At 69.7% G+C, this 24,934-nt stretch carries 23 protein-coding genes; 11 read left to right on the forward strand and 12 right to left on the reverse strand.

Annotated features, from left to right (window positions below; translation table 11 throughout):
* The first annotated feature begins 118 nt into the window (after nucleotides 1-118).
* Nucleotides 119-949 (forward strand): NADPH-dependent F420 reductase, encoded by an 831-nt coding sequence (locus CTZ28_RS16200; protein WP_121890098.1) that lies wholly within the window; start codon nucleotides 119-121, stop codon nucleotides 947-949.
* A gap of 5 nt (nucleotides 950-954) precedes the next feature.
* Nucleotides 955-1,713: a dienelactone hydrolase family protein gene (locus CTZ28_RS16205; RefSeq protein WP_121890099.1), complete on the forward strand. Its 759-nt coding sequence runs from the start codon at nucleotides 955-957 to the stop codon at nucleotides 1,711-1,713.
* 21 nt (nucleotides 1,714-1,734) lie between these two features.
* Here the strand turns inward: CTZ28_RS16205 and CTZ28_RS16210 are convergent, their stop codons facing one another.
* The 4 genes from CTZ28_RS16210 to CTZ28_RS16225 all read right to left on the reverse strand — a co-directional run bounded on the left by CTZ28_RS16210 (nucleotide 1,735) and on the right by CTZ28_RS16225 (nucleotide 4,984).
* On the reverse strand, nucleotides 1,735-2,388 hold the full coding sequence (locus CTZ28_RS16210) for a response regulator transcription factor (RefSeq protein ID WP_121890100.1): 654 nt from the start codon (nucleotides 2,386-2,388) through the stop codon (nucleotides 1,735-1,737).
* Nucleotides 2,376-3,527 carry a sensor histidine kinase gene (locus tag CTZ28_RS16215; RefSeq protein WP_121890101.1) on the reverse strand — a complete coding sequence of 384 codons (1,152 nt, stop codon included), beginning with the start codon at nucleotides 3,525-3,527 and terminating at the stop codon, nucleotides 2,376-2,378. Before CTZ28_RS16215 ends, CTZ28_RS16210 begins: the two co-directional genes overlap by 13 nt.
* Before the next feature lie 344 nt (nucleotides 3,528-3,871).
* Nucleotides 3,872-4,108 (reverse strand): hypothetical protein, encoded by a 237-nt coding sequence (locus CTZ28_RS16220; protein ID WP_121890102.1) that lies wholly within the window; start codon nucleotides 4,106-4,108, stop codon nucleotides 3,872-3,874.
* Nucleotides 4,109-4,294: 186 nt separating this feature from the next.
* Nucleotides 4,295-4,984: a LuxR C-terminal-related transcriptional regulator gene (locus CTZ28_RS16225; RefSeq protein ID WP_183154417.1), complete on the reverse strand. Its 690-nt coding sequence runs from the start codon at nucleotides 4,982-4,984 to the stop codon at nucleotides 4,295-4,297.
* Between the two features lie 338 nt (nucleotides 4,985-5,322).
* On the opposite strand from CTZ28_RS16225, the gene CTZ28_RS16230 reads away from it, so the two are divergent.
* Nucleotides 5,323-6,258 carry a M48 family metalloprotease gene (locus CTZ28_RS16230; protein ID WP_259471646.1) on the forward strand — a complete coding sequence of 312 codons (936 nt, stop codon included), beginning with the start codon at nucleotides 5,323-5,325 and terminating at the stop codon, nucleotides 6,256-6,258.
* Between the two features lie 25 nt (nucleotides 6,259-6,283).
* On the opposite strand, the gene CTZ28_RS16235 is transcribed toward CTZ28_RS16230, so the two are convergent.
* From CTZ28_RS16235 to CTZ28_RS16250, 4 genes are read right to left on the reverse strand one after another with little or no spacing between them, the layout of a single operon-like run.
* The gene (locus tag CTZ28_RS16235; protein ID WP_259471647.1) at nucleotides 6,284-7,822 is read right to left on the reverse strand and encodes an ABC transporter ATP-binding protein; all 1,539 of its coding nucleotides are present in this window, start codon (nucleotides 7,820-7,822) and stop codon (nucleotides 6,284-6,286) included.
* A complete protein-coding gene (locus CTZ28_RS16240) occupies nucleotides 7,819-8,634 on the reverse strand; it encodes an ABC transporter permease (RefSeq protein WP_121890106.1) in 816 nt (271 codons plus the stop codon). The genes CTZ28_RS16235 and CTZ28_RS16240 overlap by 4 nt, the downstream gene beginning before the upstream one ends.
* Entirely contained in the window at nucleotides 8,631-9,644 is a 1,014-nt protein-coding gene (locus tag CTZ28_RS16245; protein ID WP_121890107.1) for an ABC transporter permease, read from the reverse strand. The genes CTZ28_RS16240 and CTZ28_RS16245 overlap by 4 nt, the downstream gene beginning before the upstream one ends.
* The gene (locus CTZ28_RS16250) at nucleotides 9,629-11,185 is read right to left on the reverse strand and encodes an ABC transporter substrate-binding protein (RefSeq protein WP_121890108.1); all 1,557 of its coding nucleotides are present in this window, start codon (nucleotides 11,183-11,185) and stop codon (nucleotides 9,629-9,631) included. The genes CTZ28_RS16245 and CTZ28_RS16250 overlap by 16 nt, the downstream gene beginning before the upstream one ends.
* Before the next feature lie 283 nt (nucleotides 11,186-11,468).
* Between CTZ28_RS16250 and CTZ28_RS16255 the strand changes: the two genes are divergently transcribed.
* The 5 genes from CTZ28_RS16255 to CTZ28_RS16275 all read left to right on the forward strand — a co-directional run bounded on the left by CTZ28_RS16255 (nucleotide 11,469) and on the right by CTZ28_RS16275 (nucleotide 17,394).
* Nucleotides 11,469-12,464 (forward strand): TauD/TfdA family dioxygenase, encoded by a 996-nt coding sequence (locus tag CTZ28_RS16255; RefSeq protein ID WP_121890109.1) that lies wholly within the window; start codon nucleotides 11,469-11,471, stop codon nucleotides 12,462-12,464.
* 54 nt (nucleotides 12,465-12,518) lie between these two features.
* Nucleotides 12,519-13,508: an ornithine cyclodeaminase family protein gene (locus CTZ28_RS16260; RefSeq protein ID WP_121890110.1), complete on the forward strand. Its 990-nt coding sequence runs from the start codon at nucleotides 12,519-12,521 to the stop codon at nucleotides 13,506-13,508.
* Nucleotides 13,505-14,848: an alanine racemase gene (locus CTZ28_RS16265; protein ID WP_121890111.1), complete on the forward strand. Its 1,344-nt coding sequence runs from the start codon at nucleotides 13,505-13,507 to the stop codon at nucleotides 14,846-14,848. Before CTZ28_RS16260 ends, CTZ28_RS16265 begins: the two co-directional genes overlap by 4 nt.
* 90 nt (nucleotides 14,849-14,938) lie before the next feature.
* On the forward strand, nucleotides 14,939-15,994 hold the full coding sequence (locus tag CTZ28_RS16270; RefSeq protein ID WP_121890112.1) for a cysteine synthase family protein: 1,056 nt from the start codon (nucleotides 14,939-14,941) through the stop codon (nucleotides 15,992-15,994).
* On the forward strand, nucleotides 15,994-17,394 hold the full coding sequence (locus tag CTZ28_RS16275; RefSeq protein ID WP_121890113.1) for an MATE family efflux transporter: 1,401 nt from the start codon (nucleotides 15,994-15,996) through the stop codon (nucleotides 17,392-17,394). Before CTZ28_RS16270 ends, CTZ28_RS16275 begins: the two co-directional genes overlap by 1 nt.
* Here CTZ28_RS16275 and CTZ28_RS16280 read toward each other — a convergent pair.
* Genes CTZ28_RS16280 through CTZ28_RS16295 form a run of 4 tightly spaced genes read right to left on the reverse strand, consistent with a single transcriptional unit; the run spans nucleotide 17,391 to nucleotide 21,100 of the window.
* The gene (locus CTZ28_RS16280; RefSeq protein ID WP_121890114.1) at nucleotides 17,391-18,254 is read right to left on the reverse strand and encodes an ABC transporter ATP-binding protein; all 864 of its coding nucleotides are present in this window, start codon (nucleotides 18,252-18,254) and stop codon (nucleotides 17,391-17,393) included. The two genes, CTZ28_RS16275 and CTZ28_RS16280, sit on opposite strands and share 4 nt — an antisense overlap.
* A complete protein-coding gene (locus CTZ28_RS16285) occupies nucleotides 18,251-19,297 on the reverse strand; it encodes a FecCD family ABC transporter permease (RefSeq protein ID WP_121890115.1) in 1,047 nt (348 codons plus the stop codon). Before CTZ28_RS16285 ends, CTZ28_RS16280 begins: the two co-directional genes overlap by 4 nt.
* Complete coding sequence (locus CTZ28_RS16290) at nucleotides 19,294-20,058, reverse strand: class I SAM-dependent methyltransferase (RefSeq protein WP_121890116.1); 765 nt, start codon at nucleotides 20,056-20,058, stop codon at nucleotides 19,294-19,296. Before CTZ28_RS16290 ends, CTZ28_RS16285 begins: the two co-directional genes overlap by 4 nt.
* A 34-nt stretch (nucleotides 20,059-20,092) precedes the next feature.
* Nucleotides 20,093-21,100 carry an ABC transporter substrate-binding protein gene (locus CTZ28_RS16295; protein ID WP_121890117.1) on the reverse strand — a complete coding sequence of 336 codons (1,008 nt, stop codon included), beginning with the start codon at nucleotides 21,098-21,100 and terminating at the stop codon, nucleotides 20,093-20,095.
* Between the two features lie 292 nt (nucleotides 21,101-21,392).
* Between CTZ28_RS16295 and CTZ28_RS16300 the strand changes: the two genes are divergently transcribed.
* The 3 genes from CTZ28_RS16300 to CTZ28_RS16310 form a co-directional block, all read left to right on the forward strand.
* Nucleotides 21,393-21,974: a sugar O-acetyltransferase gene (locus CTZ28_RS16300; RefSeq protein WP_121890118.1), complete on the forward strand. Its 582-nt coding sequence runs from the start codon at nucleotides 21,393-21,395 to the stop codon at nucleotides 21,972-21,974.
* A 14-nt stretch (nucleotides 21,975-21,988) separates the two neighbouring features.
* Entirely contained in the window at nucleotides 21,989-22,534 is a 546-nt protein-coding gene (locus tag CTZ28_RS16305; RefSeq protein WP_121890119.1) for a TetR/AcrR family transcriptional regulator, read from the forward strand.
* A gap of 450 nt (nucleotides 22,535-22,984) precedes the next feature.
* Nucleotides 22,985-24,934, forward strand: a 1,950-nt coding sequence (locus CTZ28_RS16310; protein ID WP_220795342.1) for an SdrD B-like domain-containing protein, incomplete at its 3' end; no start/stop codon positions are given.

Here is a 24,934-nt window from a genome sequence, read left to right on the forward strand (position 1 = left end):
CCCGAGCGATGTCCCTGGTGTTCGTGCGCCCTGCTGTGTCCACTCCCTGATCCTATCTCCAGCCGAACCCTGCTTGCATAGATGATCCCCAGAAGCTAGCCTGACACTCAGTTTCATCATGGATTCTAAGAATCACCTACGGTGTCGAGTCTGCGGGACACGTACGCACGGTCGGCACGATGGAGGCAAGACTGTGGCCATCCGAACACTCGGTCTCATCGGCAGCGGCATGATTGGCAGCGCGCTGGCCCGCCTGGCCGTCGCTGCCGGCCTTGACGTTGTCGTGAGCAACTCCCGCGCACCTGAGACGCTGGCCGACCTCGTGGCCGACCTCGGGGAGCACGGCCGGGCGGCCACGCCTGCCGAGGCCGCTCGGGCGGGCGATCTGGTGGTGGCCACCGTCCCGTTGAAGGCATACCCTCAGCTCCCGGCCGAGGCGCTGATCGACAAGATCGTGATCGACACGATGAACTACTACCCAGAACGTGACGGCCGCATCGACGAGTTGGACGCGGGCCGGCTGCCCTCGAGCGCATTGGTGCAGCGGCACCTGACGGGTTCCCGAGTGGTCAAGGCGTTCAACAACATCGATTTTCGCCGCCTGTTCACGAGCGCCAGACCCGCTGGTAGCCCTGACCGCAGCGCTCTGCCCATCGCAGGCGACGACGGGTCCGCCAAGGCGAAGGCGGCCCGACTGCTGGATGCCCTCGGCTACGACTCCGTGGACATCGGCACGCTGGCGGACAGTTGGCGCAGCGAGCCCGGTACCCCCGTCTACGTACAGCCGTACCTGGCGGAGCGCCCCGAGACGCTCGGTCAGGAAGAGGCTCAGCGCTGGTTCTTCGAGACGCCGGGCGTGAGCGTCTCCGCGAAGCAGGTGAAGGAACTGACCGACCAGGCCGTCCGGCACTCCGCCGGTGACGGCCTCGCGAACCCCAGCCAGGACTGACACCTGTGACCACTGCCGTGCAAGGAACGACCGTCGACATCCCCACCCCGGATGGCACCGCGGACGCATACCTGACCCATCCCGACGACAGCACCTCGCACCCCGCTGTGCTGTTCTACATGGACGCCTTCGGGTTGCGTCCGCACCTCAAGACCATGGCGGACCGGCTTGCCTCCGCCGGCTACACGGTCCTGGTCCCCAATGTCTTCTACCGTTACCGGCGGGCGCCTGTGGTGGACCTGCCTGAGTTCATCGACCCGGTCCGGCGCCCCGAGATCATCCGAAGCATCGGCCCGGCCGCACAGGCCCTGACCCCCGAAGCGGCCATGCGTGACGCCGGTGCCTATCTGGACTGGCTGGCCGCTTCACGGCTGACCACCGAGGAGCCGGCAGGTGTCACTGGTTACTGTATGGGTGCGGGACTGGCCCTGCGTACCGCGGGCACCTACCCGGGACGGGTCGCCGCCGCGGCTGGATTCCACGGGGCGTATCTTGCGACCGACGCCCCGGACAGCCCGCACCTGCTCGCCGATCGCATCACCGCCGAACTCTACTTCGGCCACGCCGATCAGGACTCCACCAACCCCGCTGAGCAGATCGAGCGACTCGGTCGAGCCCTGGTCGAAGCCGGAGTCCGGCACCGCAGTGAGGTCTACGCCCGTGCCCAGCACGGCTTCACGCAGGCCGACACGTCGATGCACAGCACCGAAGCAACGGAACGCCATTGGGCAGCCCTGCTGGACCTTTTCAGCCGCAGGCTCTGACACCCCCGGCCCTGTGCCACATCATGGACGCCCTGTGTGGGCCAGATAGGCCAGGACAGCCAGGACCCTGCGGTGCCCGCTGTCGCTCGGCGGCAGGCCCAGCTTCTGGAAGACATTGCCGATGTGCTTGTGTACAGCGCGCTCGGTGACGACGAGTGTCCTGGCGATGGTCGCGTTGTCATGGCCCTCAGCCATCAACTTCAGTACCTCGCGCTCTCGCGGGGTGAGCGAGTCCAGCGGTGAGTCGCGGCGACGGGTGAGGAGTTCGGCGACCACCTCCGGGTCGATGGCGGTGCCGCCCTTGGCCACCCGGTCCAGGGCGTCGAGGAACTCGTCCACCCGGCCGACCCGGTCCTTCAGCAGATAGCCGATCCCGCCCGCCCCGCCGCCGAGCAACTCGGTGGCATAGGACTCTTCGACATACTGCGACAGGACCAGCACCGGCAGACCGGGGATCTCCCTGCGTGCCTCGAGCGCGGCACGCAGGCCTTCGTCGCGGAAACCCGGTGGCATCCGCACGTCGAGAACGGCGGCATCCGGGCGGTGCTTCAGCAACGCGGGCATGATCTCGGGTCCGCTGCCTGCGACAGCCACGACCTCATGTCCGGCCGAGGTCATCAGCAGGACGAGCCCTTCCCGCAGCAGGGCATTGTCCTCGGCGATCACCACACGCACGGCAACTCCACTTCGATCACGGTCGGCCCTCCCGCGGGACTGGACACTTCCATGATCCCGTCGAGCGCGGCCACACGTCGCCGCATGCCGAGCAGCCCGGAGCCGGAGGATTCATCGGCGCCGCCCCCGCCTTCGTCCTTGACCCGCACACGCAGTCCGCGCCGGACTCGGGCCAGGTGTACCTCGGCCTGGGAGACCCCACTGTACTTGGCAGCATTGGTCAGTGATTCGGCCACCACGAAGTAGGCGGCTGTCTCCACCGCCGCAGGTGCCCGTACTCCTTCGTCCAGGCCGCCGTCGTCCACGACGACGTCCAATCCGCTGCCGGCCGCCAGTGCCCGCACCGCGCCCGCGAGGCCGCGGTCGCTGAGAACCGGCGGATGGATGCCCCGCACGACCTGCCGCAGCTCCGTCAGCGCTTTCTCGGCCTGTTCCTGGGCCTCGTTCAGCAGCTTGAGAGCGAGTTCGGGATCCTGGCCGTAGGCGCGCTTGGCGAGCCCGAGCCGCATGGACAGCGCCACGAGTCGCGCCTGTGCCCCGTCGTGCAGGTCCCGCTCGATACGGCGGAGCTCGGCGCCGTGTGCAGCGATTGCGTCAGCGCGGGTTGCCGCCAGTTCCTCGACCCGGGCAGTCAGCTGCACCTGCGGGGACGGCTTGAGCAGGGCGGTCGACCAGTCGGCATCCAGGTCGGCGAGCCGCACGATCAACGGCAGCACAACCGCCTCGCGGCGCAGCAGTCCGCACCACACGCCGTCGATGACCAGCCCCGCGAGCCACAGGGGCACGGCCAAGGCGAACATCGCGCCGTACAACCAGTAGGCGGCCATCCAGCGCAGATCGGTGCGGGTGCCGGGATCACGCAGAGCGCTGACGAGCCGCTCGCGCATGGTCCCGGTGAAGGGCCTGTACACCTCGGGGATCTTCACGCCGGTCCAGGCGGCGGTCATGTTCCGCTTGGCCCCTGCGATCCGCCGCAGCAGCAGCACGGCCTCGGGCGTCAGCCAGGCACCGGCGACCGCCAGCGTCCCGAACGCGGCGATCAGCAGCACGGTGATGAAGAGCCACGTTCCGAACGCCATCGCCGCGGCTCCGGCGAGGTAGGCCGTGGCCCGAGCGGCGCGCCGCACTGTCTTCCACATGGGTCAACGCTAGACGATCGCCCCTTCGAGAAGAGGGGAGCCTGCTCCCTTGCGAAGGCAGAGATCCGGTCGGGGCGGCTGCCGAGTCTTCGGACGGGACGGCGGCCCAGGGGAAGGGCCTGGCCGCCCCGTCCGAAGAAGCACCGACCACCCGTCCCCACGGGCTCGGTGCTGTGGGGGCGTCGCCGCTCATGACGCCCCCGGCTGGAAACTGCCGACGGTACCGCCGGCAGATTGCTTGACTTAGGCAAGCATAATGCCGTTACTTAAGTCAAGCAAATTATGGTGTCCGGTCGGCTGGGGAGCCCAAGCGCACCTGCGTGCCTCGGCGTCGAAGGGCGTTGTCAGCAGTCCCGAGAGAGCCAGAGGATCTGGTCCTGGACCCAACGGCTGCGGGCGTCGTCCACGTGTCCCTGGTGGTGACGATCTGTGGACTGGACGGAGCGGGACGTGGGGGCGGAGACGTCGCTGTGCTCGATCGTCGCCGCTGAGGCGGAGCCCCCGACGGCGAGGATGGCGGCCGCTGCGACGGCTGCCGTGGTGGCCGCGAGGGAGACTCGGCGCGCAATCTTGTGGGACATGGTTTTCTCCTTGGAGGCCCCTTGCGGGATTCGTGACATCTATGCGGTCGATGCGGAAACTTGGATTCGATCTGTCCTCTACGATCGCGTGTCACGCTTGCCGCGACGATGGCCTGGGCTCCCGAATGCCTGGTGTAGTCATCTACACCCATCGAGCAACGCCGTGTCGTCGGCCGCCCACCGCTGTCAGGCCTTCTCCTGGTCCTCGTCCCGCAGGCGGACGAGACCGCTGCGATGTGCCTCGGCCACCAGTTGCGCGCGGCTTCTCACATTGAGCTTCACCATGGCCCGGTTGATGTGGGTCTTGACGGTGAGGTGCGAGACGATCAAGCGGCTGGAGATCTCTTTGTTGTCCAGCCCGAGTGCCGCGAGGCAGACGACTTCGCGCTCTCTGGGAGTGAGCTCGCTCAACCGCTGTTCCGTTTCGCCGCCGGAGCCCGGCCGCAGCAGTGGGAACACCTTGTCGAGGACGCACCGTGTCGCAGCGGGTGACAAATGCGCATCGCCACGCGCGACCGCCCTGATCGCCTCGACGAGAACCTCCGGCCGCGCGTCGCTCTCAAGAAATCCGCTGACGCCGGAATTCAGCGCGCCGAGCACCCAGTCGTCCGCAGTGGAATCGGAGAGCATGACCGTACGGACGTCGGGCAGTTCGTTTGATCCCGCGATCTGGCGGGCGACTTCGATTCCGTCGAAACCCTCGGCGTGAGCGTGAATGACAACTACGTCCGGCTGCAGAGCGTAGGCCAGACGAACACCCTCGATACCGCTTTCGACCGCTGCGACGATCTGAATGTCCGGTGCGCTTTCGACGAGTTTGCCGATTCGGGAGTGCACAGAGGTCCGACCGCCGGCCAGCAGTACACGCAGCACCATCCACATCCTTGCTGAACATCGAAACAAAGGAACGCAGTTGTCCGGCCGCCGGCACCTCTCAGCGCAGCGGAACCGCGAAGGTCACCGAGCCGCGCCGCCGGACATAGGCCAATTTCAGGGCCGATCTCCGATGTCGGACGCACACCCCGCAGGCTCCGGCGACTCGTCGCTCACATGTACCGTGGTCTGCAGCGAATGACGGACCGAGGGGCACATTCGGGCGCAACCTTCCTCGGGAAATAGCGGCCGGACCGTCTACACGCCCGTAAACGGTCTACAACACTGTAGTCGAAATCTGGGGTGAGTGTGTAGGTGGCCGCCGAAGACGAGGGACCCCGTTGCTGACTCCGCTTTTTCTGGTGCCGATGCTGCTGCCGTTCTCGCTGAGCCTGGCGGCGGGCCGCATAGTGTCCTGGGCGCGGCCGGCGGTGGCTTTGTGGATCCTCGCGGTGAGTACGACGGTGCTTGCCGTGGCCTGTGTCGTCTCTCTCGCCGCTCTGGTCCTGACGGGCTTGTACCTCGTACCGGCCTTCGCCGAGCTGAATCACTTCGTCCGGCATCTGTGCACCCCGTCCGCACACCTCATGGGCGCGATGGCGGTCCTGGCGGCCTGCGCCCTGGGCATCGGCGGTCTGTGTCTCGGGTGTTCGGCGGTGCGGCACGGCCGCACGCTGAGAGCGGCACAGCGCAAGGTCGCCGAGCTTCCCGTCGTGGGCGACCTGTGCGTCATCGACTCACCCCGGCCCGACGCGTACGCCCTGCCGGGCCGCGTCAACCGCATCGTCGTGACGGCAGGAATGCTGCGCAGCCTGCGGGCCGCCGAGCGAGAAGTGCTCTTCGCCCATGAACGTGCGCACAACGCGGAACGGCACCATTACTTCCTCGCCGTCGCCGAGATCGCGGCGAACTGTCATCCCGCGCTTCGCCGGGTGCGGGACGCCATCCGCCTCGCTGCCGAACTCGCGGCCGACGAAGCGGCGGCCCGGGCCGTCGGGGACCGCAAACTGGCCGCCGTCGCGGTGGCCCGAGCCGCCTTGGCCAGCCATGAGGCGGGCCCTACGACACGTCCCTACCTGACGCTCGGAGCCGAGACCGGGCCGGTCGCGCACCGCGTCACGACACTCCTCGAGCCTTCGGCACCCCGCACCACGGCATCGCGCTGGCTCGCCGTCATCGCGGCCCTTGTCGTGCTGCTGTCTGCGGGCGCGGCGGTGGCCGGTGTGCTCCATCTGCGGCACGAAGTGGGCGAGGCGCAGGGAGTCGTACCTCGCTGACCGCGCCCACGACGGTGAAGGGCGTTCACGTGGCTGCCAGGCGCGAGGAGAGCAACTCCCGTGTCGCCGCATGCCGGGGGGCGGCGAAGACGTCCGCGGTGGCGCCGGACTCCACGGCCCGCCCGTCGGCGAGGACCGTGATCGTATCGGTGCGTTCCCGGACGAGAGCCAGGTCATGGCTGATGACGATGAGCGTCATGCGGCGGTCCTGCCGCAGCCGGTGAAGGAGGCCCATCACCGCGTCTCCGGTGTCCGGGTCGAGCGCGGAGGTGATCTCGTCGCAGATGAGGATGTCCGGCTCGGCGGCCAACGCGCGTGCGATGGCGACCCGTTGGCGCTGCCCGCCGGACAGCTCGTGGGGATACCGGCCGGTGAAGGACTCCGGAAGCCCGACCAGGTGCAGCAGTTCGTCCACCAGAGCGCCGATCGCGCCGGACGGCGTTCCGTGGTGGATACGCAGGGGCCTGGCCACGGACGAGCCGATGGTGCGGCTGGGGTTGAGCGCGCCGAGGGGATCCTGGGTGATCAGCTGGATCCGGCGGCGCTGTTCTCTGCTGCGACGCCGGATCGTCGCCGGGAGAACCGTGCCGTCCAGCCGTACGGTGCCGGACTGGCTCTTGCACAGGCCGACGAGTGTGCGGGCGAGCGTGGTCTTGCCGCACCCGGAGGCGCCGACGACCGCCGCGGCGGAGCCCTTGGCCACCGAGAGATGGATGCCTGCCAGCGCCGGACGCCCCGCTCCCCGGCGGGCGAAGGTGACGCCGAGATCCCGGACGTCGAGGACGGGGGCGCCAGGTGTGGCGATGCTCGGCGGTTCCGTTGCCGGGGCCGGGCGATGGGCCACGGGCCGCAGTGTGCTCGGCCGGCGGCCGCCGTCGGCCGTCAGGTGTACGGCATCGTCCGCCAGCCTCTCCACGACGTCCCTGTCGTGGGAGGAGAAGGCCACGGCGAAACGGTGTTCGCGGGTCAGCCGGCACAGCAGTTCGACGATCTCCTCGCGCAGCGCCGGATCGAGCCCGGCGGTGGGCTCGTCCAGGAGGAGGAGCCGAGGCCGTTTCGACAGGGCTCGGGCGAGTGCGACGCGCCGCAGCTGCCCGCCGGAGAGCTGTCCCGGACGACGTGCGGCGAAACCCTGGTCGGAGGGCAGACGCACGGCGGCCAGGAGTTCAGCGGCAGTGCTGTCCGAACCCAGTTCGGTGAGGAGTGTGCGGACCCGCAGCCGGGGATTGAGTGACGAGACGGGATCCTGGCCGACGTAGGCGATGTCGCTCCTGCGGATCGTCCGGCGGCTGTCGTCGTCGACTTGGAACATGTCGTGGCCGAGGACGCGCACCGTGCCGGCGGAGCGGGCGGTGCCGTGCGGCAGGTGGCCGAGGAAGGCACGCAGCAGCGTTGTCTTGCCCGCGCCCGACGGACCGGTGATGGCGAACAGGCGCCCGCCGCGGAGGCTGAGAGAGGTCTCCTCGAGGAGCTGTCGGCCGTCCCGCGCCCTGACGCCGAACCCACTCGCCGCGGCCACGAGTTCCTCGCGGTCCGCGTTGGTGTTCACGGGGGTGTGTCTCACAGCAGCGTTGCCGCCTTTCGGCCTGTCTGCGGGGCCAGGGCGGCCGCCGCGAGGTTGACGCTCAGTGCCAGCAGACCGACGGCGGCGCTGGGGGCGATGACGGCCCAGGGGTTGAGCAGGATTCCCGAGGAGTTCTCACGGATCATCAACGCCCAGTCGGCGGCCGGTGGTTGGGGGCCGACCTGAAGGAACCCGGCCATGGAGACGACGTAGACCGCCTCGACGAACCGCAGCCCGAGCAGGGCGAGCAGGGTGGCGCGCAGATTGGGCAGCACTTCGCGGACCACGAGGAACCACAGCCGTTCGCCGCCGGCGGCTGCCGCCTCGACATAGCCGGACGCGGCCACGGGAGCCGCGGCGCCGGCGGTGAGGCGGACTGCGTAGGGCAAGCCCAGCGCGACGGCGGCGACGATCACGGCGAGGCGCCCGCCGCCGGGCCAGGACAGGGCGACCAGCATGACGCCCAGGACGGCGGGCAGCAGGATCAGCATGTCGGCGGCCCGCTCGACGACGCGCCCGACGACGGGCCGCAGGGCGCCGATCGTTCCGACCACGGCGGCCACCGCGGTCACCACCACGGCGATGAGCAGGGCCGACAGAACGAGTTCACGCCCGCCCGCCAGCAGTCTGCTGAGCACGTCGCGGCCGAGTTGGTCGCCGCCGAGCGGCGCTCCATGACCGGGTTCGCCGAACGGCATGGTGACGGGCTTGTCCACGGCATGCGGAATGAGCCAGGGGCCGGCGAGGGCCAGCGTGACGAGCAGGGCGGCGGGGATCACCCGCGGCAGGACCGAGCGGGTCGAGGCCTTCATCGGCGACCTGCCGTCAGAACGTCGCGGAGGAGGTCCGCCACGAGCAGGACGACCGTGATCGCCGCGCCGGCCAGCATCGTCACTCCGGCGATCACCGGGGTGTCGCGGTCGGCGACCGCCGAGGTCAGGACAGCGCCGATCCCCGGGTAGTTGAAGATGGTCTCCACGGCAACCGCTCCTCCCAGGAGCACTCCCGACGACGTGGCGAGCCCGGCGGCGATGGTCGGCAGGGCCCCCGGCAGAACATGCAGCAGCAGGACACGGCGCGGTGCGAGACCGTCGAAGACGGCGGCTTCGACATAGGGGGCGCGGGCCTCGTCGGCGAGGGCGGCACGTGCGATGCGGGTGTTCCAGCCGGTCTGCGGGACGGTCAGGGCCAGGACGGGAAGGATCAGCATGGTCCATGAGGAAGGGGTGCCGTCGCTGTCGGTGAGGGTGACGGCGGGCAGCCATCCGGTCCACAGCGACAGCACCAGGACGAGCGCCACGGCGACCACGAACTCCGGGACGGCGAAGACAGCGGTCGAAGCGCCGGTGACGATCCGGTCGAGGCGTCCCTCGGGCCGCAGGGCCGCCCATGAGGCGAGCGTCACCGACAGCAGGGCGGTCAGCAGCAGGGCGGTGCCGCTGAGCACCAGGGTGTTGGGGAACGCGGTGGTCACCAGGTCGGCGACCCGCTCGCCGTGGGCCGATGTCCCCAGATCGCCGGTGGGCAGGCCGGACATCCAGTCCCAGAAGCGTTCCAGGACCGGTCGGTCGAGGCCGAGCGCATGGCGGCGCAGTGCCAGGTCCGCGGCGCTCTCCCCACGCTCGGAGGTGGCGCTCGCCGCGTCTCCGGGCAGTAGCTCCACGCCGGCGAAGACCAGGGCGAGGAGCGCCGCGAGCAGCAGTGCGCGTTTGAGGAGGACGAGGGCGATACGGGTCGTGGCCGCCCGCGCCCGCGGCCCCCACGGCACCGCGGCCGTGGGAGCCGTGGGCACGCTGGTCTGCGTGATCAACTGGCCAGCCATGTCTTCTCGAGCTGGACACGGCCGTATCCGGGAAGCGTGGGCAGCCCGCGCACCTTCGCCGCGGCGAGGTCGACGCCGTCGGCCATGCCCCACAGGAGATAGCCGGAGCTGTCGTACTCGATCTGCTGCATCTCCTGGAGCAACTGCGTGCGGCGGGTGGCGTCGGCGGTGCCGATGGCCTTCTGGTACGCCGTGTCGAAGGCGGTGTCCTGCCAGCCGGCCTCGTTCTGTCCGCTGTCGGAGACCATGGTCTTGCTGGCGAAGAAGACCACCGAGTCGTTGGTGCCCCAGTAGGTGGTGTACAGGTCGCCCTTGAGCCAGGTGCTGTCCCAGAAGACCGCGGACTCCTGCTTGACCACCTTCACCTTGACGCCGGCCTCGCGCACCTGCGTGGCGAACAGGGTCGCCGACTCCGCGAGCCCGGATATGTCCTCGGTGGTGAGGATCTCGTAGGTCTTGGAGGTGTCGAAACCGGCTTCCTTCAGCAGTTGCCTGGCCTTGGCCAGGTCGCGGGTGCGCTGCGGGATGCTCTTGGCGTACGCGGGGTCTCCGGTGCCGAGGATGTCGTTGGCGACGGTGCCGTAGCCGGACAGCACCTGCTCGACCATCGCCTTGCGGTCCACGGCCAGGCGTAGTGCCTCGCGCACCTTGGGATCGGCGAACGGGCCGTCGGCGGTACGCATGACAATGGGTACGGCCATGTCGTTGGGGCGGCGGACCGTCTGGATGTCGCCGCGCGACTTGGCGCTGCGGGCCGCGACGGCACCGGCGTTGGAGGCGAGGTCGATCTGGCCGGCCAGGAGCGCGTTGGCCATGGCCTGGGGGCTCTCGAAGATCTTCACCTCGATGGCGTCGAGGTGCACGTCACCGCCGTACCAGTTGGGGGTGCGGACGAGGCGGGCGTTGCCGCCGCGGAACCAGTCGAGCTTGAACGGACCGGTTCCCGGCGCCTTCGCGATGTCGTCGTCCGCGGTGCCCTCGGGCACGACGAAAGTGGTCAGGCGGGTGAGCAGGGGCAGTTCGGCGTTGGCATAGTCGGAGACGAGGACGACCGTGTCGTCGCCCTCGGCCGTGATGTTCCTGGCCTGGATGCCGGGCAGGCGGGAGGCGCCGGACGGGGTGGCACGCAGTCTCTTGAGGGAGAAGACGACATCGGCGGCGGTAACCGGTGAACCGTCGTGGAACGTGGCCCCCTTGGCGAGGGTGAACCGCCAGGTCCTCAGGTCGTCGGAGGCCTTCCAGCCCGCGGCGAGCCGGGGCATCGTGTTCGGTTTGCTGCCGGGGACGGTGAGCGTGTCGTATACGAGGCTGATGATGAGGTAGTCGCTCTCGTTGGACTGGGTGCCGTGCGGGTCCCGGGTGATGGCGCTCGCGCGGCCGAGGGCCCCGACCCGCAGCGTGCCGCCCTTGCGGGGCTTCTCGGCGCCGCTGCCGGGACTCTCAGTCGACTTGGCGTCACCACCGCCGCCGCACGCGGCCAGCAGGGCTGTTGCCCCCAGAGCTCCACCAGCCACAAGTAGTTGACGTCTCGTCAGGTCCACGTCTGCCTCGACTTCCAGAAACAACGACCAGGTACTTAGGTTTGCCTATCCTAAAAATTGATCAGGCCGCAATACTCCAAGTGGAGTACTGCGCGCCCCGCGTCAACCGTCTAACTTAGGTATGGCTTACCTAGGCCGAGCCGGCCAGGCGTGTCACCGGAACGGAACACCTGATTCTCCCGTCCCGCCGCAGACGGCCCACGTCCCACGCCCTGTTGCCCGGCTTTCCCTCATCACTTCACCGCGCACCCGCACGCGCATCCCCAAGAACGGATGGTCGACCATGCCCACGGCAGGCACGCCTGTGCGTCAGCTGGACCCGCACGCCGTACACGAACTGACCGAGGCCGCCCAGCACCTGCTCTTGTCCTCCAGCACCGGCCACGGCTCCGACTGGTCCCGTCTCATGAGCCGGGCCCCCGACCTGGCGGCGTCGTTGAGCGTCGACATCCGACATGCCTGCCGCCCCGCGGACACTCCGGCCGGTCTCTTCGTCCTGCGCGGGATCCCCGTCGACGACACGGCCATCGGCCCCACCCCGGGACACTGGTCCAGCGCCGGCAGCGCCGGGGAACTGTACGACGCGGTCCTGCTGCTGCTCGCCACGGTGATGGGCACCCCGATCGCCTGGGAAGGCCAGCAGGACGGCCGGTTCGTCCACAACATCGTGCCGTCGCCCGGACACGAGGAGGAACAGACCGGGGCCAGCAGCACCGTGCTGCTCAGCCCGCACACCGAGGACGCCTTCCACCCCGGCCGCGCCCATCTGCTGATCCTCGGCTGCATGCGCAACCACGACGCCGTGGCCACCACCGCCGCCTCCGTCCGGGAAGTGGACCTCAGCACCGCCGATGTCGCACTGCTCAGCGAGCCCGTGCTGCCGATCCTGCCCGACGATGCCTATGCCGAGGCCCAGTCCTACGCGGGCACCCCGCAGCCGGTGCCCACCCTGTGGCACTCGCCCACCGGGCTGACCCTGCGCTACGACCCCGCCTACACCCCGCTCGACCGGGCCTCGGAGGAACACCGGGCCGCCTACGCCCGCCTGTCGGACGAACTCGTCAGGGTCTCCACGGCCGTGAGCCTGGAACCCGGCGACGTCCTCGTGGTCGACAACGACCTCGTGGTCCACGGCCGCGTCCCCTTCAAGGCCCGCTACGACGGCACCGACCGCTGGCTCAAGCGCGCCTCGGTCCGTGTCCCGCGCCGCCGCACCCGGCCCGCCGCCGAACAGGACGAACACGGTTACGGCCAGGCAGCCGTGGAGGCGTTCGCGTGACCCGCACACGCCGCCAGGAAGACACCGTCCGCACAGCCGTCCCGGGGGAATGACATGGCGCAAGACGACAAGACCCTGCGCGTCCTGAGCACCACCGACGTGGCCGGCATCGACATCACCCTGTCCGACGTGGTCTCCGTGGTGGAGCAGGCCTACCGCACCCTGGCCGAGGGCCGCTCCGACAACCCGCGCAAGCTGACCGTCAAGCCGGCCGACGGCCACTCGGTCGGCTACGCCATGCTCGGCCGCGACGGCGAGCGCAACGTGGTCGCCGTCAAGACCTCGTACAAGCACGGCCTGCACGAGGACCGCGACCAGCAGCACTACTACACGACGTTGACGCTGTACGACGACGAGACCGGGCTGCCCGTCGCGATGCTGGACTGCGGACGGATCGGCGCACTGCGCACCCCGGCGGTCTCCGCGCTGCTGGCACGCGAACTGGCCGCCCCCGGCAGCCGCAGCGCGCTGGTCGTCGGCACCGGTACCCAAGGGCGGCTGGCTCTGCCGTTCCTGCTGACCACCCTGCCGGACCTGGAGCGTCTGATGCTCTCCGGCACGCATCCGGACGGCATCCGCGCGGTCCGCGAGGAGCTGGAACGGCACTTTCCCGGGCGGGAATTGGAGCTCGTGTCCGATCTGCGGGCAGCCGCCGGGGAGGCGGACATCGTGCTGGCGACGGCGGGCCCGAACACTCAGGCGTCCGTGGAGGCGGACTGGCTCAAGCCCTCCGCCCTCTGTGTGCTGGTCGGCTATGGCATCGCCCCGTCCACCCTGTGGCGCGCCGAACGCGTCGTCGCCACCAGCGCCGCCCAGATGCGGGTCACCGGCACGGACATGGCCGATGCCGAGGGCCGGCTGCCGGACGTCGACGTGGAGTTCCCCGACGTCCTGGCCAAGCGGGCATCCGGGCGCACCAGTGCGGGTCAGAGCATCTTCGCCTACAACAGCGGACTGGTCGTCACCGATATCGCGCTCGGCCACCGGTTCGCCCAACTCGCCCTCGCCCAGGGGCTGGGCACGGCGGTGCCGTTGTGGAAGTGACGGTACCGCTCCCCGCACACACCGACCCGGTGGTGGGGCGCCTGCTCTCCGACCCGCTGTTGCACGAGCTCGGCCACGGCCTCGGCGGCCCGTACCACGTGCTCCTCCCGGACGCCTTCGACGCCAACGTGGCCGCCTTCCGGAAGGCGCTCGCCGAGGCCGAGGTGGACGGGCGGGTGTACTTCGCCAAGAAGGCCAACAAGGCGTCCGTGTTCGCGGAGCGCGCGGCCACAGCCGGGCTGGGTGTCGACGTGGCGAGCAAGGGCGAGATGCGCGAGGCACTCGCGGCCGGTGTCCGAGGCGGTGAACTGGTGGTCACCGGCCCGGCGAAGGCGGACGAACTGCTGCGGGTGGCCGTGCTGCACGGCGCGATGATCGCCGTGGACGCCCTGGACGAGCTGGACCGGCTCGACATGACGGCACGGGAACTGGACCGTAGGGCACGGGTGTTGCTCCGCGTGCTGCCACCGGACCAGCCGCACAGCCGATTCGGGCTCGACGGGAACGAAATCACCGCGGCACTGGACCGGCTCGGCGGCTCGGCGGTGGACCTGGAGGGCTTCAGCTTCCATCTGTCCGGTTACGACACCGGCCAACGTGCCGACCTCTCCGCAGTGTTGGTGCGGCTGTGCCGCCGGGCACGGGATCTCGGGCTGCGCGCCGACCGGATCAGCATAGGCGGCGGCTTCGCGGTGGACTACGTCGGCGGGGCGGACTGGCAGCGGTTCGAGGAGAGCAGCAGGCCCGAGCACTTCCATGCGGCGAAGCGCTTCACCGGCGGCTTCTACCCCTACCATTCCCCCGTGGCGGGCGCCGATGCCCTGCGCGCGGTCCTCGCCGCCGTGCCGGTCGGCGAGGACGCAACGCTCGCCGAACTGCTGCGTGCGGCGGACGTGGGACTGCTGGTCGAACCCGGCCGGGCGCTGCTGGACCAGGCCGGGTTCACCGTGTTCCGCGTACAGGGCGTCAAGGAGCGTGACGGCTACGCGATCCTCACCGTGGACGGCAGCAGCCTGAGCCTGTCCGAGCAGTGGTTCGGCAGCGAGTTCCTGCCGGACCCGGTGCTCGTGCCCGCGCGCCGGGAGGCCGCCGCGCGCACCGGTCCGTATCCGGCCTGTGTGGGAGCGGCGACCTGCCTGGAGTCGGACCTGCTGACCTGGCGCAAGATTCCCTTCTCCACTCCGCCGGCGGTGGGCGACCTGCTGGTGTACCTCAACACCGCCGGTTACCAGATGGACTCCAACGAGTCACCGTTCCACGAACTCCCGCTGCCCCCGAAGGTCGTCGTCGAGCCGACGGCCGACCGCTTCCGCTGGCAGCTCGACCGCCACCCCGCCTGACCATGCCTGGAGTCCCGATGACCGCTGCGGAACCGGCCTCTTCAGCCGCAGTCGGCCATCCCGCGCCACCCCACGACTTACGGAGCCCCCATGCCTGACCCCCTCCACCGACCACCGATCGTCCGGCGGGTCTCCGAACTCATCGGAGCCACCCCGCTGTTCGAGCTGTGCCGTGCCGAGAACGGCGCCCGGCTGCTGCTGAAGCTGGAACAGTTCAACCCGACCGGCACGGCGAAGATCCGCATGGCTCGGCAGATGGTCATCGACGCCGAGGAACGCGGTCTGCTGCGCCCGGGCGGGCGGATCATCGAGTCGACGTCCGGGAACACCGGCCTGGGGCTGGCTGTCGTCGCGGCCGAGCGCGGCTACGCCTTCACCGCCGTAGTCGACCATCACGCGGCCGCCGACAAGCTGCGGGCGATGAAGGCCCTGGGCGCCGAGTTGGTCCACGTCGCGGAAGAGGGCGACGAGGAACTGGCCACGGCGGCCCGCGAGGAACTCGCCGAGAAGATGGCCGCTGATTCGGACAACGCCTACTTCACGGAGCAGCACAACAACCCCGCGAACGGCGTCGGTTACCACCCTGTGGCACGGGAGATCAACGCCGCCCTGGACGGGCATGTCGACGAACTGATAGGTGCCGTAGGCACCGGGGGCGGGCTGTTCGGGACCGGGAAGGTGTTGCGCGAGACCCTGCCCCGGGTACGGATCGTGGGCGTCGAGCCGAAGGGGTCGATCGCGTTCGGACCGCCGGCGCACGACTACTACCAGTCCGGCACCGGCACCCCCGAGGGCGCGACCATCGGGGCCATGGTCGACTACGACCTCCTGGACGAGGGCGTCAAGGTGGGCGATGTCGAGGCCTTCGCCACCGCCCGAGTGGTGGCCCGCCGGGTCGGGCTGCTCATCGGCGGCTCGGCGGGCGGAGTGGTGTACGAGGCGCTGAACCGTCTCTCGTCGCAGGCACCGGGAACGACTACCGTCGCCCTGATCAACGACGGTGGGGAGAAGTACATGGACACAGTCTTCGACGACGACTGGATGATCGCACGCGATCTGCTCGATCCCCGAGCGGAGCGCGAGGTCCACGCGTTGCTGACCGCACTCCGCTCCACCGCTTCCGGAACCCCGCGGGAACACACCTGATGCCGCCCACCCTGACACGACTCCTCACCGATGGCCGAGCCCTGGCCGCCCTCGCCGTCCCCCTGGCGCTCACCCAGCTCGCCCAGGTGGCCCTCACCACCACCGACACCGTGATGATGGGTCTGATCAGCACCGAGGCCCTCGCGGCCGGCGGTCTTGCCATGGTCATCTTCAACCAGCTGCGCACCATGGGGGTGGGCCTGGTCACCGCCGTGGGGAACCAGGTCGCCGCCGCCGACGCCCGCACGGAGAAGGGCGAGAGCGGCCGGGAGGACGTCCGCGACCTGGTCCGCGCGAGCCTGCTGCTGGCCACGCTCGCGGGTGCGGTGGGCGCTGTGCTGATGGTGCTGATCGGACATGCCGTGATCTGGCTGGGCCAGGATCCGGACATCGTCCGCACGGCGAAACCGGTGCTCTACGCGCTGGCGCCCGGCCTGCTGCCCTGCCTGTGGTTCCAGGCGATCCGGCAGTTCACCGTCGGGCTGCGCCGGCCGCAGGCGCTGCTGCGCATCACACTGGCCTCCATCGCGGTCAACGTCGGCCTCAACTGGGTTCTCATCCATGGAACATGGGTCGTCCCGAAGCTCGGCCTGCCCGGCATCGGCCTGGCCACCACCTCCGTCTACGCGCTGTCCTTCCTCGCCCTGTACGTATCCGCCCGCCGCGACCCGCAGTTGGCACCGCTGCTCTCCCTGAGTGTCTGGAAGACCCGCCCGGCGACCCTGCGCCGACTGGCCGGACTCGGCGCGCCGATCGCCGCGACCTACGGTTCCGAGGCCGGCTTCTTCTCCGTCGTCGCGCTGCTGGTCGGCAGCTTCGGCACGGCGGCGCTGGCCGCGCACACGGCCGTCAACCAGCTCGTGTACATCGTCTTCCAGATCGCCGTCGGCCTCTCGCACGCCGCCTCCCTGGGCGTCAGCCGTGAACTCGCTCTCGGCAACATGGCGGCCGCCCGGCGTCTGAGGACCACCGCACTGGCCTGCGCGGCCGGGGTGATGACGGTCGTGGCCGTCGTCTATGTGACCGTCCCGCGTCTCGTCCTCGCCCCGTTCTTGGACTCCCATGACGGCCAGGCCATGGACACGGCCGTCAAACTGCTTCTGGTCGCCGCCGTACTGCAGTTCTTCGACTGCACGCAGAACATCGGCGTCGGGCTGCTGCGCGGGCTCGACGACACCAAGGGCGGCTTCCGGGTGACTCTCGTCGGCTACTGGCTCGTCGGACTCCCGGCCGCCGCGCTGTTCGGCTTCGCGGCCGGACTCGACACGTTCGGCATCTGGCTCGGACTGCTCACCGGTCTGGCGATCACCGCGCTCCTGCTGCTGCGCCGGTTCCAGCAACGCGTGGACAGGCTGCCGTCGGAGGTGACGGCGAGAGCATCCATGGGCGCGCGGACTTAGGAGTTGTCCGGCCGAGCATGCGACTGGTGCGGGCCGTGAGAGACGGTCCGTGACGGCTCTTCGCCACGCTGATGGCGTTCACCGCGGGGGAGTGGGGCCAGACGCACGTCCGGCCTGCCGTCGGGTCCCAGGTTCACGGTGGCGTGGACCCGGTAGACCTGCTCCAGGAGGCGCGGGGTGAGCACCGCGGCGGGAGGGCCGGCCGCGACCACCCGGCCGGCGTCGAGGAGCACCAGGTGGTCGCAGTAGCGGGCGGCCAGGTCGAGTTCGTGGAGCGCCGCGACGACCGTGGCGTCGGTGCGCGAGAGCATCTCCATGAGGTCGAGCCGGTGGCTGATGTCCAGGTGGTTGGTGGGCTCGTCGAGCAGCAGGGCGGGCGTCTGCTGGGCCAATGCCCGGGCGATGCTCACCCGTTGCCGTTCGCCGCCGGACAGACTGGCCCAGGACCGGTCGGCGAGTGCCGTCACGCCCATCGCCGCCATGGCCTGCGCGACCGCGCGGACGTCCTCCTCAGCGGTGGCCGAGCGTCCGCGGTGCGGGGCCCGGCCCAGCATGACGACCTCCGAGACGATCGTGTCGAGATCGGACACGGTCTCCTGGGTGACGAAGGCCAGTCGGCGCGCGACGTCGCGTCTTTTCAGGGCCGTGACGTCGGATCCGTCCAGCAGGGCCTGTCCGGACGAGGGGCGGCGCAGTCCGGCGAGGAGGCGCAGCACGGTGGACTTGCCCGAGCCGTTCGGCCCGATCAGAGCGGTGAAGCGCCCCGGTGGCACGGCGAAGGTGACGCCGTCGACGATCGCGCGGCCGCTTGCCGTCCACTCCAGGGAGCGGGCCGCGTGCGCGGTTCCGGGGCCCCTCATGGCGTGGCCGTTCGTCTGCGCAGCAGTGCCGCGAAGGCCGGAACGCCGAGGAGCGCGGTGAGCACGCCGACCGGCAGTTCCTGGGCGCCGAAGACGCTGCGGGCGGCCGTGTCCGCCCAGATCAGGAACACCGCGCCGAGCAGGGCCGACGACGGCAGCAGTACCCGGTGGGACGCTCCGGTGAGCATCCGTGCCGCGTGCGGGACCAGCAGGCCGACGAAGCCGATGGCGCCGCTCGCCGCGACCAGAGCGCCGGTGACGACGGCGGTCGTCCCGTACAGCACCGTCTCGGTGCGGTGCGGTGCGAAGCCCAGGGTCGAGGCGGTCTCCCGGCCGAAGGCGAGCGCGTCGAGATGGCGGGCGTACAGCAGACACACCAGCAGGCCCGCGGCGGTGGTGGCGGTGCACACACCCACCGAGGTCCAGTCGGCCGAGGCGAGCGAGCCGAGCAGCCAGAAAGTCACCGCCCTGGTGCGTTCGGCGTCGCCGGAGCGGACGACGACGAGGCTGGTGAGCGCGCTGAACAGCTGGGACGCGACGACACCCGACAGCACCACCTTGGTGGCGGAGCCGAGCGAGCGGCCGAGCAGGAGCAGAACGGAGCCGAAGGCCGCCATCGCGCCGGTGAAGGCCCCGACAGGCAGGCCGAGGGAGCCGAAACCGAGCACCAGGACCAGGACCGCTCCGGTGGACGCTCCGGCCGACACCCCGAGGAGGTAGGGGTCGGCCAGCGGATTGCGGGTCACGGCCTGGAGGACCGTGCCGCACACCGCGAGTCCCGCCCCCACCAGCGCGGCCAGCAGGACGCGCGGCAGCCTCAGGTTCCACACGATGCTGTCGCGCAGCGGCGGCAGCGCCTCCCACGGCGCCCCGAGATGGGCGCCGACGGTCCGGGCCACGGCCAGTGGCGGTATGTCGGCGCTGCCCGTACCGACGGCGACGAGTACGGACACGGGCAGCAGGACACCGCAGCAGACGAGGACGAGCGTGCTCCGGGAGAGCACGCCCCGTCGGCCGCCCGCCCTCGTGGTGGCAGTTGTCATCGGCGGGCGAAGACCACGTAGTCGTCGAGGTACTGCCAGACCGTCCCCGCCTCGGCGAAACCCGCTGTGCGCAGGGCCGACAGATGGAAGTGGAGCGGCGCCGGCGGCTGCGGCGGGCGGTCCGCGAACCGCTGCTCACGTTCGGCGGCGAGCGGGGGCATGCCCGGCTGGGCCACCGCGAGTTCGTACCAGGCGTCCCAGGTGTCGGCACCGGCGGCGAACGCGGTGCGCTGCACCTCTGCGTCGTGCCGCTCGGACAGGGCGCCCAGGGTCGCGTTCGCGGGCCCGTAGCGCAGATGGTCGGCGTTGAGGAAGACCGCACCCGGCGGCAGCAGGTCGGCGAGTGCGGTGTAGACATGCAGCAGTTGGGAGGGGGAGAGCCAGTGCAGGGCCGTCGAGGAGACGACGGCGTCGATCCGCTCTCCGGCCAACGGCTCGGCCCAGTCGGCGCGTACGAGGTCGGTGTCCACGACGGTGGCCCGGTCGCCGTACTCCGCGAGCACGTCGCCTGCCAGGCGCAGCAGCACAGGGTCGTAGTCGACGGCCGTGACCCGCGCCCGGGGGAAGGCGCGCAGGACGCGGTCGGACAGGGAGCCGGGGCCGCAGGCGAGGTCGAGCACGTGGAACTGCTCGGGCAGGCCGAGGCGCAGTACGTCCAGCATCGACTGGAAGCGCAGCTCCCGATGGGCGACGTAGGCGGCTTGCTGGGCGTCCCAGCGCTCCAGGAGATCGCGCGGGGGCAGAGCAGCGGTGTCGGTCATGCAGGTGTCCTTCGATGGGTGGGGGTGGGCGGCGTCAGCCGTAGAGCGCGGTCAGCCCCTTGCTGAGCTCCTCCGCCAGGCTGACGCTGCGGATGGAGGGGTCCATGGCCGAACCGGGCACCACGATGAAGCGGTTGTTGCGCACGGCGTCGAGGTGTGAGGTGACGGGGTTCGCGCGGAGGAACCGCTTCTTCGCCTCGGCGCTGTCCCCGTCGCCTCCACGGGTCAGATCCGCCAGGACGATGACGTCCGGGTCGCGCTCGGCTATCTCTTCCCAGTTGCCCGCGGGCCACTTCTGACGGATGTCGTCGAAGGCGTTGTCCACCCCTACCTGCTTGCCGACCGCCGAGGGGAGCCCACCGTGTCCGGCGATGTAGGGCGTGGTGGTGCCGGAGTAGTACCACATCAGCTTCGCGCCGGTGTTCTTCGGTGCCTCACGCACCGCTCGGTCGAGCCGGACGCGCAGGTCCTTGACCGTCTTCTCCCCGCGCTGCTCGACACCGAAGACGGCGGCGATGTCCTTGATCTCGTTGAAGACGGCGTCGAAACGCACCTCGTCGGGTGTGAGTTCGGGGGATTCGCAGTCGTGGACGGAGAGGTAGGCCGGCACGCCGAGCTTCTTCCAGTCGGCGCGGGGACCCGCCGCCTCATCGGCGTATGCCGAGGAGAGCGTGGAGTAGAGGAAGTCCGGCTCCTCGGCGAGGACGGCCTCGTGGTGGGGGTACTGCTCCGCGAGCACCGGCACCTTCTTGTACTCCGCGGCCAGTGCGGGGAGCACGGGATCCGTCTGGTAGGAGGTGCCGACCATCCGGTCGGCCAGCCCCAGGCTGAGCATGATCTCCGTCGCGTTCTGCTCCAGGGAGATCGCCCGCTCGGGGGGAGCGGGCACCCTCGTCTCCAGGCCGCAGCTGGTCAGGACCGCGCCGGACGCCCGTGTCGCGTCCGGGGTCCCCGAGGAGGCTGTTCCGCTCGCGCCGCAGGCGGCGAGGCCGGGGAGCAGCAGGCAGACACCCAACAGCCCTCTTGTGCGAATGGTTTTCATATTCGAGAAGATACGGGAGCCGCCTGACCGCTCAGGCGGCCCACCCGTGCCGGTGCCATTGGCCGCGGCATCCCTGATGCTCCGTCAGTCAGGGTCTCTTGTAAGCGCGTTGACGGACTCACACCTCCGTGGCGGGGGTCTCCGGAGTCGAGGCGGCCGACAGGAATGTGTGCAACGTCACTGGGGTGTGTTTCGAAAGTCGCCGCACGGCCCTGTTCCCCTTCGGGGCTGTTCCGGCTTCCTCGGCGATCGGAGTGTACGAACGTACCTTCCAGGGCGTACGATCGTACGCATGACGGTGGACCACTTTGCCGATGACCCGCGCACCAATCTGGAACGCATGCTTGCAGGCGATCTCTACATTGCCGACGATCCGGGGATCGCCGACAGGCAGCAGCGCGCCATGCGGCTTGCCGCGCGCTACCAGGCCGCGTTCCTGGACGACCCTGCCGCCGCCCGGACGCTCCTCGACGAGCTGCTCGGCTTCGCGGGCGAGGAGATCGAGGTCCGGCCGCCGTTGTACGTGGACTACGGCAGCAACATCTCCATCGGGGCCCGGACCTTCGTCAACTACAACCTGACCGCACTGGACGTAGCGGCGATCACCATCGGCGAGGACTGCCAGATCGGCCCCAACGTCCAACTCCTCACCCCCACTCATCCCCTGGAGCCGCAGCCCCGCCGCGACAAGCTGGAGGCCGCGCGCCCCATCACGGTCGGAAACAACGTCTGGCTCGGCGGCGGCGTCATCGTCTGCCCCGGTGTGAGCATCGGCGACAACAGCGTCATCGGCGCCGGAGCGGTCGTCACCAAAGACATCCCCGCGAACGTCGTCGCCGTCGGCAGCCCCGCCCGGCCCGTCCGCGGTCTCTGAGAGCGACTGCTCCGATGGCTACAGGACACACCGACCCGCAGCGCCGCGAACGCATCCTCACCGCCACCCTGGACCACATCGCCGAAGAAGGCGTCGCCAGCGTCTCCCACCGCAAGATCGCCGCCCGCGCCGGGGTGCCACTGGGCTCGATGACCTACCACTTCAAAGGCATCGACGAGCTGCTCCATGAAGCCTTCACCCGCTTCGCCGAGCACGTCGCCGCCCTCTTCGAGCGGCGCCTGAACGCGGCCGACAGCGCCGAGCAGGCGCGCGAAGCGGTTACCGACCTCATCCACGAACTCTCCGACGGCCCGCAGTACGACCTGATCGTCACCCACGAGCTCTACACCCTCGCGGCCCGGCACCCGGAGTACCGAGAGCTGACACGGAAGTGGATGATCCGCAGCCGACAAGTCCTGGAACGACACTTCGACGCCGAAACGGCCCGCCAGCTCGACGCACTCATCGAGGGGCTGGCCCTCCACCGTGCCCTCGACACCGCACCGCACGACCGACAGCTCACGAGCGAAGCCGTCAAGCGCATCACCGGAACCGCCTAGGCGCGGTCCTCGAACAGCCTGCGGGGGCCCGACCCTGACCCCGGGTCCCCGCAGGCGTCCACTCAGGGCGTGTGACAGATGCGTCCCGCAAGAACCGTGCCTGTCTGTGCGGACGCGGCATCCGCTGCACCATCCCGGACGCGTCGACTGGCCCACCGACACCGGGGCCCCGTCGGAGCGGGTGGCACCGGGGTCACCCCAGTCCACCTCGTCCGGTCGCAGGCGGCAGCTGAGTTTTTCGGTGCGTGATCCAGCCTTTCAGTCGATGCTCCAGCCCCTCCGACAGCCGCTCACTCACTCACCCGGATCATCCGGTCGTCATAGGGCGGACCCGGCAAGGATCTTTACCAGTGGCCCCTGCCGTGGTGACTCGTCATCACGGGCAGACGATGGACTATCGGAAGTGAGCTGGTAGTGAATCAGCGGCAGCGTCGGCGGTGGGCCGGCGGAATGTCCTTGGCTTTATCGGCCGCGTTATCGGCGTCGCTCGCGGCGACGGGGGTGGTCTCCGTGGTGTCGCCCGCGGCGGCCGACTCCGGGGACGGCGACGCGACCGTTCGTGTGGTGCGGGAGGTGAACGCGAACGGGAAGTGGGACCAGGCTCTGGAGCCGGGTATGTCCGGTGTCTCGGTGGTGCTGACCGACGACAAGGGTCGGTCGATCACCGGTACCACGCAGGCGGACGGCACGGTGAAGCTGACCCCGGGCAACAGCCTGGGCGGCGGCAAGTACCGGATCGAGGTGAAGAACCCCGACAAGGGTGTGCTCTTTCCCGGGTTCGCTTCGCTTAGGAGCGATCTGATCGATCCGACGGTGCTGTCGTCGAACGTGGAGTTCGTGGATCTGTCGGGCGGCAAGAACGTGGAGATCACGACCGCGTTCTGGAGCCCGGAGGACTACTGCCAGAAGAATGCCATGCTGGTGACGGCCTGCCAGAATCCGACGATTCCGCCGCAGAACCCGGCGCCGGACAGCAACCGCACGCTGACGTCGTTCCCGTTCAACGCGCGGGGCGAATACAATCAGCTCACCGATCTGGCGAACAATGGCCAGACCGGAACGGTGTGGGGCCTGGGCTACAACAAGGTGACCAAGCAGGTCTTCTCCGCCGCGTATGCCAAGCGGGGCACCAAGTACGGTCCTGGTGGTCCGGGCGCGATCTACCGGACGGACCCGGCGACCAAGCAGACCTCGCTGTTCGCCACGGTTCCCAACGCCGGCTCCACCGGCCACAACCCGAACGCCGGGATGGACGAGGCGTTCGGTGCCGTGGTGGGCAAGGAATCGCTCGGCGACCTGGACGTCAGTTCGGACGGCAAGGACCTGTACGTCGTCAACATGCACGACCGCAGGCTCTACCGCTACGACGCCACGCAGCCGACGGCCGCCAAGGAAAAGGCGTCCTACGCGATCAAGGACCCGGGCTGCGCCGCTCCCGGGGACTGGCGCCCCTACGGCCTGGGCCTCTACGAGGGCAAGGTGTATGTCGGTGGTGTCTGCTCGGCGCAGTCGACCGGCAGCAAGGCCGACATGCGGGCCGTCGTGCAGGTCTTCGACCCGGTCACGGGCCAGTTCACCGGCACGGTCATGGACCAGCCGCTGAACTTCCCCCGCGGTGGTCTCACCGGTGACGGCCTGCCTGCGGACGTGTGCAACGGCGAGGGCTGGTACCCGTGGACCAATGTCCGGCCCTTGAACCAGGACGGCAAGGCCTGCACCAACGCCTACATCCAGAACCCGGAGCCGGAGCTCTCGGACATCAACTTCGAGACCAACGGTGACATGGTCCTCGGCTTCGCCGACCGCTTCGCCGACCGGGCCGGCTGGGAGCTGCCCGGCACCTCCGCCACGTGGCCGGCGACGACCGCGTTCCAGGGTGGTGACATCAACCGGGCCTGCCGTGGCGGGAACCACATGTTCGTCCTGGACGGCAACGGCGGCTGCACCAACAACGCCACCCCCGAGAACTCCGGCGGGCAGAACCCGAACGCCAAGGAGTTCTACCCCGGTGACAACGTGGGTGCCCACCACGAGAACAGCTCGGGTGGTGTGGCCATCTCCAAGGTGGAGACGACCATCCCCTTCACCGCGATGGACCCCATCCCCAGGACGGGTAGCGGTGTGCGGTGGGTCGACCGCACCACGGGCACTGCCGGCAACAACGACGGCAACTTCCTGAACGATGCCTTCGGCAAGGCGCGTGGCATCGGTGACCTCGAAGTGATGTGTGACGAGGCGCCGTTGCAGATCGGTAACCGGGTCTGGAAGGACACGGACGAGGACGGTATCCAGGACCCCGGTGAGGAGCCGGTGGTGGGTGCCACGGTGAACCTGTACGACGCCGATGGCAACAAGATCGGTACGGCGGTCACCAACGAGCGGGGCGAGTACTACTTCGAC

It is taken from the genome of Streptomyces shenzhenensis, from assembly GCF_003688995.1.
Lineage (GTDB): Bacteria > Actinomycetota > Actinomycetes > Streptomycetales > Streptomycetaceae > Streptomyces > Streptomyces shenzhenensis_A.

Bases quoted from the DNA above. Each gene is read 5' to 3' on its own strand.
- CTZ28_RS16200 (WP_121890098.1), top strand. From the start codon at position 119: ATGGATTCTAAGAATCACCTACGGTGTCGAGTCTGCGGGACACGTACG.
- CTZ28_RS16215 (WP_121890101.1), bottom strand. From the start codon at position 3,527: ATGTGGAAGACAGTGCGGCGCGCCGCTCGGGCCACGGCCTACCTCGCC.
- CTZ28_RS16220 (WP_121890102.1), bottom strand. From the start codon at position 4,108: ATGTCCCACAAGATTGCGCGCCGAGTCTCCCTCGCGGCCACCACGGCA.
- CTZ28_RS16225 (WP_183154417.1), bottom strand. From the start codon at position 4,984: ATGGTGCTGCGTGTACTGCTGGCCGGCGGTCGGACCTCTGTGCACTCC.
- CTZ28_RS16240 (WP_121890106.1), bottom strand. From the start codon at position 8,634: ATGAAGGCCTCGACCCGCTCGGTCCTGCCGCGGGTGATCCCCGCCGCC.
- CTZ28_RS16245 (WP_121890107.1), bottom strand. From the start codon at position 9,644: ATGGCTGGCCAGTTGATCACGCAGACCAGCGTGCCCACGGCTCCCACG.
- CTZ28_RS16255 (WP_121890109.1), top strand. From the start codon at position 11,469: ATGCCCACGGCAGGCACGCCTGTGCGTCAGCTGGACCCGCACGCCGTA.
- CTZ28_RS16260 (WP_121890110.1), top strand. From the start codon at position 12,519: ATGGCGCAAGACGACAAGACCCTGCGCGTCCTGAGCACCACCGACGTG.
- CTZ28_RS16270 (WP_121890112.1), top strand. From the start codon at position 14,939: ATGCCTGACCCCCTCCACCGACCACCGATCGTCCGGCGGGTCTCCGAA.
- CTZ28_RS16275 (WP_121890113.1), top strand. From the start codon at position 15,994: ATGCCGCCCACCCTGACACGACTCCTCACCGATGGCCGAGCCCTGGCC.
- CTZ28_RS16280 (WP_121890114.1), bottom strand. From the start codon at position 18,254: ATGAGGGGCCCCGGAACCGCGCACGCGGCCCGCTCCCTGGAGTGGACG.
- CTZ28_RS16285 (WP_121890115.1), bottom strand. From the start codon at position 19,297: ATGACAACTGCCACCACGAGGGCGGGCGGCCGACGGGGCGTGCTCTCC.
- CTZ28_RS16290 (WP_121890116.1), bottom strand. From the start codon at position 20,058: ATGACCGACACCGCTGCTCTGCCCCCGCGCGATCTCCTGGAGCGCTGG.
- CTZ28_RS16295 (WP_121890117.1), bottom strand. From the start codon at position 21,100: ATGAAAACCATTCGCACAAGAGGGCTGTTGGGTGTCTGCCTGCTGCTC.
- CTZ28_RS16300 (WP_121890118.1), top strand. From the start codon at position 21,393: ATGACGGTGGACCACTTTGCCGATGACCCGCGCACCAATCTGGAACGC.
- CTZ28_RS16305 (WP_121890119.1), top strand. From the start codon at position 21,989: ATGGCTACAGGACACACCGACCCGCAGCGCCGCGAACGCATCCTCACC.